This is a genomic window from Staphylococcus ureilyticus, from assembly GCF_002902235.1.
In the GTDB taxonomy this organism is placed as follows: domain Bacteria; phylum Bacillota; class Bacilli; order Staphylococcales; family Staphylococcaceae; genus Staphylococcus; species Staphylococcus ureilyticus.
Genome location: NZ_PPRL01000029.1, coordinates 1 through 13,130, shown reverse-complemented (window position 1 = coordinate 13,130; position 13,130 = coordinate 1). Strand labels below are relative to the sequence as shown.

Genomic DNA, 13,130 nt, shown 5'->3' with positions numbered 1-13,130 from the left:
AAAAAAATTCCAAAATATTATTGCTGTCATATGTCCATACACGCTTGGCAAATATAATAAAATAGCTATAGATGAGAGGCGATATATATGCAAAATAATCTACCTATCATTGCTTTAGATTTTGAATCAGCAGAAGCGGTTACACAATTTTTAAATCAATTTGATGAACCTTTATTTGTCAAAGTCGGAATGGAACTTTTTTATCAAACTGGGCCTTCATTAATCACTGATATTAAGAAACGTGGTCATAGCATATTCTTAGATTTAAAATTGCACGATATTCCTAACACTGTTGGTAAAGCAATGGAAGGCTTAAGCAAATTAGATGTCGATTTAGTAAATGTACACGCAGCTGGTGGTTCAGAAATGATGAAACGTGCTGTAGAAGGTATTAGAAAATATAACAGTAATATTAAAATTATTGCGGTTACACAATTAACGTCGACTACAGAAACAATGTTGCGTGATGAACAAAATATCCAAAGTACAATGGATGAAGCAGTGTTGAATTATGCTCGTCTAGCTCAATTATCAGGATTAGATGGCGTTGTATGTTCACCACTTGAAGCAAATTTAGTAAAACAGGAATTAGGTGAATCTTTCTTGAAAGTGACACCAGGCATCAGACCAGAAAACACTTCTTCAGATGATCAACAACGTATTACGACACCAGAAAAAGCAAGTGTTTTAGGCGCTACACACATTGTTGTAGGACGACCGATTACACAAAGTGAAAATCCGGTAACGAGTTATCAAAAAATTAAAGAAAGTTGGTTGAAATCACATGACTAAATCAATTGCACAAGCATTGTTAGATATAAAAGCTGTATCATTATCTCCCAATGATCCGTTTACTTGGAGTTCAGGTATTAAATCGCCAATATACTGTGATAATCGCATCACACTAGGTTTTCCTGATGTACGTACTCATATTAGAGATGGCCTGCAAGCATTGATTGAAACACATTTTAAAGATATTGAAGTTATATCAGGTACTGCAACAGCCGGGATTCCACATGCAGCATATGTCTCAGAAGTGATGAACTTACCGATGAATTATGTTAGATCAAAAAGCAAAAGTCATGGTAAACAGAATCAAATTGAAGGTGCATCAAGTGAAGGTAAAAATGTAGTAGTTATAGAAGATTTAATATCTACAGGTGGCTCTTCAATAACTGCAGTAGATGCACTAAAAGCTGCAGGTGCAAATGTATTAGGAGTAGTAGCAATCTTTACTTATGGTTTGAAAAAAGCAGATGACCAATTTGCACGAGCTGATATACCCTTCTATACATTAAGCAATTATAATGAACTAATTGAGGTTGCTAGAGAAAATGGAGAAATTTCTGAAAATGATATTACTACATTAGTTGATTGGAGAGATAACTTGTCATAAAATGTTAGATGGAGGGGATGTTATGACAAAAGACTCAAATGTAGCTTATAATCATTTTGCTCATTTAAATAAATTCCTCAAAAAATCAGAAGACTATAGAGCACAAACAACTTCAGAAGATGAAAATAAATGGTTGTTTAACGCTACAGAATCAAATATTTATAAAAAATCAAAATTAAATCTAAAGCAAAAAGGACATATTAAATAAACGATATATGTAAATATATTATGTGAATTTGAGACAACATTAAAAATTTATTTAATTAAATTGGTTAAAAAATGCTTAAAAGACTTTTATATATTGATAAAAGGTCTTTTAGGCATTTTTTAATATATAAATATATTTTGTTCATATTTAGTTCACAAAATAGGTTTTAAATAATGAGTATCATATGAAATTCCAAGATAGAAAGGAATGAATGAACTTGAATCAAAAAAAATTTGATATTGTTGCACTATTTTTACTCATTGGTGTGTTTATGGCAGCTTTAGACAACGGCATTATTAGTGCAGCGTTAACCACAATAAATCAATCTTTTGAAATTTCAGCACAAATGGGGTCATGGGGCATAACGATTTACACATTAGGTATGGCTGTAACTACACCTATAGCGGGTAAACTTGCTGATATGTATGGTCGTAAAAAAATATTTGTTATTGAAGTCATTTTATTTGGTTTAGGATCATTGTTAGTTGCTTTAAGTCCAAATTATACAATATTTATTATTGCACGATTAATTCAATCATTTGGTGGAGGCGGTTTATTTGTAATCGCTAGTTCACATATTATAGCTACTTACACCAAGGAAAAACAAGGTAGCATGCTTGGTGGGTTAGGTGCAATGAATGGTATTGCTTCCGTATTAGGACCAAATATAGGAAGTTTATTAATTAACGTAAGTGGAACATGGCATTGGCTATTCCTGATCAATGTGCCAGTGGCAGTAATGATTGTTATTTTTATGATTCTTAAAATGCCAGAAACACAAGAAAAAGTTAAAACTAAAATTGATAAGTACGCCATCATTATATTTTCATTTTCAACGTTGCTAATGATGTTTGCGATTAATAATATACAAACGAAAAATATTGCTAATAGTATACTTAGCTTTTCAGTAATTGGTTTATTTATATTGGCAATCATTGGATATGGTATTTTGATTTTAGTAGAATATAAAAGCGAAGCAACTGATATAGATGCATTCTTACCTTTCTATTTATTAAAAAAACCAGCTTTTTCAGTAGTATTGATTATGGGCGTTTTATCAGGGATGTTAATTGGTTCCATTATTTTCATTCCTTCCTTTGTCGAAAACGTATTGCATGTTAAAGCTGAGAACAGTGGCTATTGGATGACACCCTTAGCTTTAGCTTCAGGTGTTGGCGCGTCAATGGGTGGGAAGATTGTTGATAAAAAAGGGCCAATATTTGCATTAGTGATTGCGAGTATCATTAGCATCATTGGGTATGGAGGCTTAGCCTTTTTAACTTATTCAATTACGCCATTTTTAATATTTTCAATTATCGCAGGTTTAGGTTTTGGTTTTACTATTGGTGCACCAATGACTGTATTAGCAACTAGATCAGCACATTCAGATAAAAATAATAGTACTGTAATTGGAACATTATCCGTTTCTAGACAAGTCGGCATAACAATTGCACCGACTATGTTTACGACATTCATTCAATTCGGATATAGCCAAATGGGTAGTAAAATTAAAGAAAGTATAAATTCAGCCCATTTTGGTTTCAAAGATATACCCGTTTCGTTAATGAAAACGATGGAACATAATTCAGGCAATCTTACTAAAATATTAGAACAAGTAAATCAAATTTCTAATGATACATTAAGACATGCAATTACAAATGGCATTGAGGATGCTACACACCTTGCGTATATGCCTATATTTTTAACTGCAGTTATTGCAGCTTTTATTATTTTGCTACTTGTAACGCTCTTTAGTAAAGAATTTAAATAAAAATTTGATAAACTGGTGAAATCGTAAAGAAAGATTAAAAAGAATAATTGTAGGAAGTAACGTAAAAAAACAGCAACGCAGTATGGTAGACAAGGTTTTAATGTCTACTTTACTGCGTGTTTTGTTTAATATAATACTAAAATGATTAAAAAGTATCGTGATAAAGTTATGATATAAAATGGATTAACGAATCATAATTTTAATGATGATAAAGCCAATGAGTATCACTAAAGCAGCAATCAGTAATGGAATAATGTAATAAAACATGAAATACCTCCAATTATATTTGTATTTATTTTAACTATAAATATTTAAAAGTAAAGTGATTTTATGGTTTTAAGCCGTCAAAGCTTTCAATATTACACACTTTACAAATTAATGTTGCAAACTACATGAAGTGGTATATTGAAATGGGTTGTGTTACATTTGCAATTATACTATGTAACTGTAACAAATGTTATGTTTTCATTTATTTTGGTTTTAAATAGATTTGTGATTATAAAAAACAAATTTGTAAAATTAAAATGAGGCATGATTTGAATACACTTTTTTAGCTTACCTTATTTAATTTTATATTATCAAATGTAAGGGGATATGATATGAAACGTATGAAGCAACTTTTAAAAAACCATACTAAAAATATTATTGTATGCTTAATTGGCGCATTTGTAAGTGCGATTGCAGTAAATTCATTTATATTAGAGTCTAATTTAGGTGATGGGGGTACTGTAGGTATGTCATTAGCATTAAAATATGCCTTTGGTTTTTCACCAGCGATATCCTCGTTAATTATTAACACATTGGTCATTATTGTAGGCTGGCGTTTTTTAAGTACCAGAACAGCAGTATATACGTTTATTGCTAATACAGCGATTTCAATCTTTTTAGATTTAACTGAAAATTTTAAGACAGGTATTGATAATTTTGTAATAAATGCTTCGTTTGGTGGCGTTTTAGTAGGTGTAGGTATTGGATTAGTAATTGCTTCTGGTGGTGTGATAGGTGGGACATCAGTCATTGCTAAGATGCTAAATAAATATTTTGACATCAAAACATCGCAAGGTATTTTTGTTTTAGATGGATTAGTTGTCTTGTCTTTTTTATTTGTCTTACCTTTAGAAAACGTCTTATTTACTGTAATTATGATATTTATAACTGAACGTGCTACTGCATTCATTATAGAAGGATTCCATCCTAAAAAAGCAGTGACTGTGATATCAAGTAGAAATGAGATTATAAGTGATGAAATCAATAGCTTTACAGGTAGAGGTTCAACACTCTTAAAGGGTAAAGGCGGTTATGGTAAACATGAAACAAGCATGTTGTATGTTGTAGTTCCACAATCACAAGTAACTAGAGTTAAAAAACTTGTAAATGAGGTAGATGAAAATGCCTTTTTAGTCATTCATGATGTGAGAGATGTATTAGGTAATGGATTTATAAATTTATCTTAATGATAGATTGGCAAAGGAGCACTTCATATGACGTGTTGCTAATTGTAAATTTTATTCGTTCGATTTTTTTAAGCATTTGTTTTATTCTAGAACTAAGATGTTTTAAGGAGGCAGTTAAATGGCAATTCCCAAAATAACGACATTTCTAATGTTCAATGGACAAGCAGAAGAAGCAATCAATTTATATGTAGATGCATTTGAAGATGCAGAAATATTAGCGATGGTCAAATATGAAGAAGATGATAAAGAACCCACTGGTGCCGTACAACATGCTATCTTTCGCTTAAAAGATCAAGTTTTTATGGCGATTGATAATATGAATGGTGTCGATGTAGACATGAATCCAGCAATGTCCTTATATGTCACTGTAGATAGTCCGTTAGAAATGGAAAGATTATTCAGTAAATTGAAAAGTGGTGGGGCAATTTTAATGCCTAAAACGGAAATGCCACCATTCAGAGAATTTACATGGATTGTAGATAGATTTGGTGTTAATTTTCAGCTTGCATTACCAGATAAAAAATAAATATTAAAAAGGCTAAGATAAAGTATCATGCACGTGTTACATGTGCTGCTTACTCATAATCTTAGCCTTGTTTTTTAGATTGAAGCATGTTACTAACGCTTTAAAGTATTTAGTGCTATCATGTCACCTTCATTTTTTGAATGTGATCGTAATCAGGTGTAGCATAGAGTGTTTTTTGGTGATCATATGTTACAAATCCTGGTTTTGCGCCAGAAGGTTTGTGAACGTGTCTAATTTCAGTGTAATCAACTGGTATTTGACCAGAATTACCAGCTTTTGAAAAATAACCGGCTAGCATAGCCGCTTCTTTAATAGTATTTTCACTTGGCGCATCATTTAAGATAACCACATGAGACCCTGGGATCTCTTTCGTATGAAACCAAAGATGCTGTTTGCTGGCTTTTTTATTCGTTAAATAATCATTTTGTTTATTATTTTTTCCTACAAGTATGGTATCTCCATCAGTTGAAACATACGTTTGCAATTGAATGGTCGGTTTCTTTTTCTTATTTTTTTGCTTCCGCTGTTTCATATAACCTTGTTCAGCAAGCTCTTCTCTAATATCATCAATGTCATCCACAGATATATGTGCGAGTTGTTGTTCTATATTTTCAAAATATGTGATGTTTTCTTTTGTTAAATCGATTTGTCGTGTTAATTCATGTGCACGTGTTTTCAATTTATTATATTTTTTATAATACATTTGAGCGTTTGTAGCTGGTGATTTTGTTGTATCTAAGGGAATGGTTACTTCCTGACCATCATAATAATTGGTAGTCGTCAGATACTTATCACCTTGTTTAATTCTATAAATATTTGCAGTGATTAATTCACCGTATAATTGCTGTATTTCTTTATCCTTAGTGCCTTCTTGTTCGTCGATTAATTTACTGAGTTTATTTTGATATTTATGCAGTTGTTGCTGTACAAATTTGACTAAATCATTTGCACGTTGTTTAACGCGTTCTCTTTCTCCTCTAGCATCGTAATATCTATCTAATAAATCATGTAGAGAATCATATTCAACCATATCATCGTAAAATTGATTTAAGTGCATAAAATAGAAATCTTCTTTTCCTGTTTCATGATTCTTATGAAATACAGGAGTAGGTAATTCCATTGTCTCATTCATAACTGAATTAAATGCCTCTGGTAACGTGTCGGTCGTCATAAATTGTTTACGATTGACAATTTCATTCGTAATTAAAGGACTAAAGCCTTCAAATTGATTTAGCAGTTGCCTAGCGATTTTTCCACTATTGAAATCGATGAATTTTAAAACTTCTGTACCCGTAATACTATATGGATTAGTTTTATTTTGGGTAGGGGGCGCTTCATATTGAAACCCAGGCATAACTGTACGATATTGATTTGTATTTGGAGTTAAATGTTTAAAACCTTCAATAATCTTGCGTTGATCATCTACTAACATTAAATTACTGTGTTTACCCATTATTTCTAAAATAACTGTGCGGTATGTGGTATCACCGATTTCATCTTTACTGTGAATATCTATTTCTACACGTCTATCGTTTCCGATTTGTCTTATAGCTTTAATGAAACCACCCTCTAAATGTTTACGGAATACTCTTGCAAACATTGGTGGTTCAAATGGATTATCATATTTTTTATTCGTTAAATGCATTCTAGCAAAACTAGGATGGATCGAGAGTAGAAGTTGATGGTTTTTACGATTTTGACGTATTACCATGATGATTGTATCGTTTTCAGGTTGATTGATTTTATGAATCCTACCATCAACGAGAAATTGTAAAGATTCTACCATTTTTCGTGTAAATAAACCATCGTATGCCATTACTATCAGCCACCTTATTTTTAGTCATTCATCATATTGTAACATGGTGAAAAGATTTGGTCATGAGCAAAGTTTGTTTGAACGTATGCTATACAACCAAACGCTCATTATGGTATCATAGTTTAATAATAGAAGAATAGCTTAGAGAGGTAGTAAGGCATGGATAATGAGAAAGGTTTGTTGATTGTACTTTCTGGACCATCTGGTGTAGGAAAAGGTACAGTTAGAAAAAAAATATTTGATGACCCAACCACATCTTATAAATATTCTATCTCGATGACGACACGTAATATGCGTGAAGGTGAAGTCGATGGTGTAGATTATTTCTTCAAAACAAAGGCAGAGTTTGAAGCGTTAATTAAACAAGATCAATTTATAGAATATGCAGAATATGTGGGGAATTATTACGGTACACCAGTGCAATACGTAAAAGATACTATGGACCAAGGACATGATGTATTTTTAGAAATTGAAGTTGAAGGTGCCAAACAGGTTCGAAAGAAATTCCCTGATGCATTATTTATTTTTCTAGCTCCACCAAGTTTAGATCATTTACGTGAGCGCTTAGTAGGGCGTGGTACTGAGTCAGACGAAAAAATTCAAAGCAGAGTACTTGAAGCTCGTAAAGAAGTTGAAATGATGAATTTATACGATTATGTTGTCGTTAACGATGAAGTAGAATTAGCTAAGCAACGTATTCAATCCATTGTTGAAGCTGAGCATTTGAAAAGGGAAAGAATTGAAGCAAAATATAGAAAAATGATATTGGAGGCAAAAAAATAATGTTATATCCACCATTAAATGATTTAACATCTAAAATCACATCAAAATATTTAATCGCTACAACTGCAGCTAAACGTGCACGTGAGTTGGACGAGCATCCAAATAGTACACTATTAAACAAATATAATTCAGAAAAAGCAGTGGGAAAAGCTTTGGAAGAAATAGCTGGCGGCGAAGTTTATCCTGAAACTACAAAATAACACTTTCTAAGCGAATATTAAATCATATAATTTTATATTTTTGAAAAGTACACCAGGTTAATGATGTGCACTTCAAAAGTCAGACGCATGTGATGACTTTGAGGTTTCATAGCCAAGGTGTGCTTTTTTAATTTGGGCAATAATTTGTGTATAATAAGCAGTAATCATATTTATATTTAAAGCAATGAAGCTAAAATAAGATATTGCATAAAATAATTCATTGGCTGAGTAACATAAAATAATTCATTGGCTGAGTAACATAAAATACATTGTGTAGTTATTTGTACGACCTTGATACAGAATTAAAACATTTATTTATATTTAGGTATATTTAAAATTTCAAAATATAAACTACAAAATTAAACAATTAATAGAAAGATATTAACGATTTGGAGGAAAACTACGATGAAAAATATTTTACTTGCTGTCACTGGTGGTATCGCTGCGTATAAAGCAATAGATTTAACGAGTAAACTCACACAGGCTGATTATAACGTGAGAGTGATGTTAACAGATCATGCACAAGAGTTTGTAACTCCTTTAGCTTTTCAGGCTATTGGTAGAAATCCTGTTTATACGAGTACTTTTAGAGAACACAATCCAGAAGAAATTCAGCATGTTGCTTTAGGAGATTGGGCAGATGCGATTGTTGTAGCACCGGCAACTGCAAATACCATCGCTAAACTAGCAAATGGTATTGCTGATGACATGGTTACATCAACATTATTAGCTACAGAAACACCCAAATTTATCGCTCCTGCAATGAATGTACATATGTATGAGAACAAAAGAACGCAACATAACTTAGCAACATTAAGTTCAGACGGTTATTATTTCTTAGAACCTGGTGAAGGATTCCTAGCTTGTGGTTATGTAGCAAAAGGAAGAATGGAAGAGCCTTTACAAATTGTAGAAAGATTAAATCAGTATTTTAAAAACAACACGTCAGCGACAAAAAACAGTAGATTTAACGGTATGCAAGCATTGGTGACAGCAGGTCCAACCATAGAAGAGTTAGACCCTGTTCGTTATTTATCCAACCGCTCATCAGGTAAAATGGGATATGCACTCGCAGAATCTTTAGCTCAAAGAGGGGCGACCGTGACACTTATATCTGGTCCAACTCATCTTACACCACCTAAGAATGTAGAAGTTATACAAGTAGAAAGTGCACAACAGATGTTTGAAGCGGTTAAAACGCGATTCGATAAGATGGATATTGTCTTTAAATCTGCTGCGGTATCAGATTATGCTCCAACAGAATTATTAGAACATAAACTTAAAAAACGACAAGGTGATTTGACTGTTACTTTTAAACGCACACCCGATATTTTAAAATACTTGGGTGAGCATAAAGATAAACAATTTTTAGTTGGTTTTGCAGCAGAAACACAAAATATTGAATCATATGCTCAAAAAAAACTAAAAAGTAAAAACGCAGATGTCATCATAGCGAATAATGTTGGCGATCGTACCATTGGGTTTAGCTCTGATGATAATGCATATACTATGTACTATAAAAACGGTGAAACAATATCATTAGGGAAACATAAAAAAGTCATATTAGCGGAGCATATATTAGACAGTTTAGAAACAAGGTGGAAATAAAATGATAGCAAAAGTAATCGTAGATATACCATCTAAAAGTGTTGACTTTACGTTTGATTATTTAATTCCACAAAAATTTCAAGCGATGGTTGAAGTTGGTATGCGCGTGATTGTACCTTTTGGACCGAGAACGATTCAAGGTTATGTTATGGACATCACTCAGCAAACCGACACTAGTATGGACATATCAAAATTAAAAGCAATAAAAGAAATACAAGATATTAAACCTGAATTAACGAAAGAATTAATACAACTTGCAGATTGGTATCATACGTATTTTGTTACAAAACGAATTTCTATGTTAGAGGTTATGCTTCCAAGCGCAATCAAAGCCAAGTATACTAAAGTATTTGTAGTTAAAGATACTGAAGCCATACCAGAAAAATTGTTGAAACGATTTGATTCGGAAGGACATTATGCATATAAAGAAGCACAAAAAAATGAAGACTTAACGCTCATCGCACCATTTTTAAAGCAAGGTGCAATTCTTGAAGATACGATTTTGTCTCAAAGTTTAAAGAAAAAGAAACAACGCGCAGTGCGCATTGTCGAAGGCTTTAATGATGATACAGTATTAGAATCTTTGGAAAAATCAAAAAAGCAATATGAATTATATGCTTATTTAATTGATGAAAATCATCACGTAGTTTTTTTAAAACAATTGGAAGAAATGGGTTTTTCAAAATCTAGCATTGAGACGTTAGTCCGTAAAGGCTTTATTGAGAAATATGATACAACTGTAGAGCGAGATCCTTTTGCAACACGGGTATTTGAACAAGATCAAAAGCAGCAACTTACGCAAGAACAACAAGATGCATATGATGCGATACTCGAGACGATTAATAAAGGTGAACAACGTATATTTTTATTACATGGCGTAACGGGTTCTGGTAAGACGGAAGTTTACTTGCAAACTATAGAAAATGTACTCAATCAAGGTAAACAAGCGATGATGTTAGTGCCAGAAATTGCACTCACTCCTCAAATGGTATTAAGATTTAAACGAAGATTTGGAGACGAAGTAGCAGTTTTACACTCAGGATTATCTAAAGGGGAACGTTATGATGAATGGCAAAAAATTAGAGATGGAAAAGCGAGTGTGAGTGTAGGAGCTCGCTCAAGTGTATTTGCCCCTTTCAAAGATTTAGGTATGATCATTATTGATGAAGAACATGAGTCTTCCTATAAACAAGAGGATTATCCTAGATACCATGCTAGAGATATTGCACAATGGCGCAGTCAATATCATCATTGCCCTTTAGTATTAGGCAGTGCTACACCAAGTTTAGAGACATATGCACGTGCAACTAAAGGTGTTTATGAACTATTATCATTACCTCATAGAGTGAATCAGCAAGCTTTGCCAGACGTGAATATCGTAGATATGCGTGCTGAACTTGCTTCTGGCAATCGTTCTATGTTTTCAGAAGATTTGCGTAGTGCGATTCAAGAGCGTTTAGATAAAAAAGAACAAGTTGTTTTATTTTTAAATAGACGTGGATATGCGTCATTTATGTTGTGTCGAGATTGTGGCCATGTCCCTCAATGTCCTAACTGTGATATTTCTCTCACATATCATAAGTCTACGGATCAATTGAAATGCCATTATTGTGGTCATCAAGAAGTACCACCTAATAAGTGTCCCAACTGTGAAAGTGAACATATCAGACAGGTAGGCACAGGTACACAAAGAGTTGAAGAACTATTACAAGAAAATTTTCAGGAAGCGAAGATTATTCGTATGGATGTTGATACCACTTCTCGAAAAGGTGCACACGAACAATTATTAGATGACTTTGGTTCAGGTAAAGGGGATATTTTACTAGGGACACAAATGATAGCGAAAGGTTTGGACTTTCCAAATATTACTTTGGTTGGCGTATTAAATGCTGATACGATGTTAAACTTGCCTGACTTTAGAGCTAGTGAGCGTACATATCAATTGTTGACGCAAGTTTCAGGACGTGCAGGCCGTCATGAAAAAGAGGGACAGGTGATTATACAAACATATAATCCTGATCATTATGCTATTAAAGATGTTCAAGATAATGACTATTATTCCTTTTTCGAAAAAGAAATGAATTATAGAAAGTTAGGTAAATATCCACCATATTTCTTTTTAATTAATTTTACGATTGCGCATAATAATATGAAAAAAGTAATGGAAGCTTCTAAACATATACACAAAATATTGTTACAGCATTTATCAGATAAGGCATTAGTTCTAGGCCCTTCTCCAGCAGCTTTATCACGGATTAATAATGAATATCGCTTCCAAATATTAATAAAATATAAAAGCGAACCTTCATTGCACGAAGCATTAAAGTATTTAGATGATTTTTATCATGATCAGTATTTAAAAGACAAATTATCACTGAAGATAGACATCAATCCACAAATGATGATGTAGGTTGTTGTTGTAAATGGATTAATTGCAGTGTATAAAAGGGGAGTCTTAAAATCAGTATTTTATTGGTTTTAAGGCTCTCTTTTTATTGAATATTAAATATTAATGGTTGAATATGAATGATAGATATAGTAAATTTATTTGCTCACATTTTTTTAAAGGAGTACTAGATATGGAGATGAGAATTGCAAATAAAAATGATATTGAAACAATTATAAAATTAAGAAAAGAACAATTACTTGATCAAGGCATGCATGGTACTGAAGATATTGACGATAATATGAGAGCATATTTTAAAGATGTTTTCGATAAAGGAAACATCTACCAAGTATTTATGATAGATAATCATCAAGTTGTAGCAACAGGAGCTGTTGTCTTCCAACAGATACCACCTGCATATGATAATCATTATGGTGTAGAAGGTTATATTACTAATGTTTATACAACTAAATTATATAGAGGATTAGGTTTGAGTAAACAAATTCTAGAAGAGCTTTTATTAAAGTGTAAAACAGAACAGGTGAATATCGTTAATTTAAAAGCTTCTACTCAAGCAGAGCCATTATATTCTAAAATTGGTTTTATAAAAAATGTATCATCCATGACCATTGAGTTAGCAAATAGTGAAGCGAAACAGTAATAGATATAAAGCTAATTATTATTATATCGTTTATTTAGTTTAGCGTTTTGGATGTTTCTAAATAAACTAAATTTTAATATAAGGTATAAATTTAAGGTTTATTTTATTGAAGAAATAATAAAGTAATGTCTTGCTATAGTTAAAATAAATCTAAATATAAAATGAAAAAGTAGGAGTAAGAAGAATGTCATTCAGCTAGTATTTATTTCTTTTTACTTCTACTTTTTAATTAATTCATATTATAAAATATTAAAAAGAATATAAACTGATTAATAGAAATGCTTTCGCATTATAATTTACAATGATAACATAATATTAATT

General features: G+C 32.1%; 12 protein-coding genes. 11 read left to right on the top strand and 1 reads right to left on the bottom strand.

Annotated features, from left to right (window positions below; all coding sequences use genetic code 11):
- Positions 1–87 precede the first annotated feature (87 nt).
- The 6 genes from pyrF to CD150_RS03380 all read left to right on the top strand — a co-directional run bounded on the left by pyrF (position 88) and on the right by CD150_RS03380 (position 5,355).
- Positions 88–792, top strand: a complete 705-nt coding sequence (pyrF, locus tag CD150_RS03405) for an orotidine-5'-phosphate decarboxylase (RefSeq protein ID WP_046208690.1) — start codon at positions 88–90, stop codon at positions 790–792.
- Positions 785–1,396 carry an orotate phosphoribosyltransferase gene (pyrE, locus tag CD150_RS03400; RefSeq protein WP_046208689.1) on the top strand — a complete coding sequence of 204 codons (612 nt, stop codon included), beginning with the start codon at positions 785–787 and terminating at the stop codon, positions 1,394–1,396. Before pyrF ends, pyrE begins: the two co-directional genes overlap by 8 nt.
- A 22-nt stretch (positions 1,397–1,418) precedes the next feature.
- Positions 1,419–1,604 (top strand): hypothetical protein, encoded by a 186-nt coding sequence (locus CD150_RS03395; RefSeq protein ID WP_046208688.1) that lies wholly within the window; start codon positions 1,419–1,421, stop codon positions 1,602–1,604.
- Positions 1,605–1,821: 217 nt separating this feature from the next.
- Complete coding sequence (locus tag CD150_RS03390) at positions 1,822–3,375, top strand: MFS transporter (protein ID WP_073342357.1); 1,554 nt, start codon at positions 1,822–1,824, stop codon at positions 3,373–3,375.
- Positions 3,376–3,974: 599 nt separating this feature from the next.
- The gene (locus CD150_RS03385; protein WP_046208686.1) at positions 3,975–4,829 is read left to right on the top strand and encodes a YitT family protein; all 855 of its coding nucleotides are present in this window, start codon (positions 3,975–3,977) and stop codon (positions 4,827–4,829) included.
- A 118-nt stretch (positions 4,830–4,947) separates the two neighbouring features.
- Positions 4,948–5,355: a VOC family protein gene (locus tag CD150_RS03380; protein ID WP_046208685.1), complete on the top strand. Its 408-nt coding sequence runs from the start codon at positions 4,948–4,950 to the stop codon at positions 5,353–5,355.
- A gap of 118 nt (positions 5,356–5,473) precedes the next feature.
- Here the strand turns inward: CD150_RS03380 and CD150_RS03375 are convergent, their stop codons facing one another.
- Complete coding sequence (locus CD150_RS03375; RefSeq protein WP_073342352.1) at positions 5,474–7,171, bottom strand: Rqc2 family fibronectin-binding protein; 1,698 nt, start codon at positions 7,169–7,171, stop codon at positions 5,474–5,476.
- A gap of 159 nt (positions 7,172–7,330) precedes the next feature.
- Between CD150_RS03375 and gmk the strand changes: the two genes are divergently transcribed.
- The 5 genes from gmk (at position 7,331) to CD150_RS03350 (ending at position 12,809) form a co-directional block, all read left to right on the top strand.
- Positions 7,331–7,954, top strand: coding sequence for a guanylate kinase (gmk, locus tag CD150_RS03370; protein WP_046208683.1), 624 nt, complete (start codon positions 7,331–7,333; stop codon positions 7,952–7,954).
- Positions 7,954–8,154 carry a DNA-directed RNA polymerase subunit omega gene (gene rpoZ / locus CD150_RS03365; RefSeq protein ID WP_046208682.1) on the top strand — a complete coding sequence of 67 codons (201 nt, stop codon included), beginning with the start codon at positions 7,954–7,956 and terminating at the stop codon, positions 8,152–8,154. Before gmk ends, rpoZ begins: the two co-directional genes overlap by 1 nt.
- Before the next feature lie 405 nt (positions 8,155–8,559).
- Positions 8,560–9,762, top strand: a complete 1,203-nt coding sequence (gene coaBC, locus CD150_RS03360) for a bifunctional phosphopantothenoylcysteine decarboxylase/phosphopantothenate--cysteine ligase CoaBC (protein WP_064209058.1) — start codon at positions 8,560–8,562, stop codon at positions 9,760–9,762.
- A 1-nt stretch (position 9,763) separates the two neighbouring features.
- Positions 9,764–12,172 (top strand): primosomal protein N', encoded by a 2,409-nt coding sequence (priA, locus tag CD150_RS03355; RefSeq protein ID WP_073342349.1) that lies wholly within the window; start codon positions 9,764–9,766, stop codon positions 12,170–12,172.
- A 169-nt stretch (positions 12,173–12,341) separates the two neighbouring features.
- Positions 12,342–12,809: a GNAT family N-acetyltransferase gene (locus CD150_RS03350; RefSeq protein WP_046208679.1), complete on the top strand. Its 468-nt coding sequence runs from the start codon at positions 12,342–12,344 to the stop codon at positions 12,807–12,809.
- Positions 12,810–13,130: the final 321 nt, after the last annotated feature.

What these genes read in the sequence shown, in the direction of transcription:
- CD150_RS03395 (WP_046208688.1), top strand. Translation starts at nt 1,419, where the DNA reads ATGACAAAAGACTCAAATGTAGCTTATAATCATTTTGCTCATTTAAAT.
- priA (WP_073342349.1), top strand. Translation starts at nt 9,764, where the DNA reads ATGATAGCAAAAGTAATCGTAGATATACCATCTAAAAGTGTTGACTTT.
- coaBC (WP_064209058.1), top strand. Translation starts at nt 8,560, where the DNA reads ATGAAAAATATTTTACTTGCTGTCACTGGTGGTATCGCTGCGTATAAA.
- rpoZ (WP_046208682.1), top strand. Translation starts at nt 7,954, where the DNA reads ATGTTATATCCACCATTAAATGATTTAACATCTAAAATCACATCAAAA.
- CD150_RS03375 (WP_073342352.1), bottom strand. Translation starts at nt 7,171, where the DNA reads ATGGCATACGATGGTTTATTTACACGAAAAATGGTAGAATCTTTACAA.
- CD150_RS03380 (WP_046208685.1), top strand. Translation starts at nt 4,948, where the DNA reads ATGGCAATTCCCAAAATAACGACATTTCTAATGTTCAATGGACAAGCA.
- gmk (WP_046208683.1), top strand. Translation starts at nt 7,331, where the DNA reads ATGGATAATGAGAAAGGTTTGTTGATTGTACTTTCTGGACCATCTGGT.
- pyrE (WP_046208689.1), top strand. Translation starts at nt 785, where the DNA reads ATGACTAAATCAATTGCACAAGCATTGTTAGATATAAAAGCTGTATCA.
- CD150_RS03385 (WP_046208686.1), top strand. Translation starts at nt 3,975, where the DNA reads ATGAAACGTATGAAGCAACTTTTAAAAAACCATACTAAAAATATTATT.
- CD150_RS03350 (WP_046208679.1), top strand. Translation starts at nt 12,342, where the DNA reads ATGGAGATGAGAATTGCAAATAAAAATGATATTGAAACAATTATAAAA.
- pyrF (WP_046208690.1), top strand. Translation starts at nt 88, where the DNA reads ATGCAAAATAATCTACCTATCATTGCTTTAGATTTTGAATCAGCAGAA.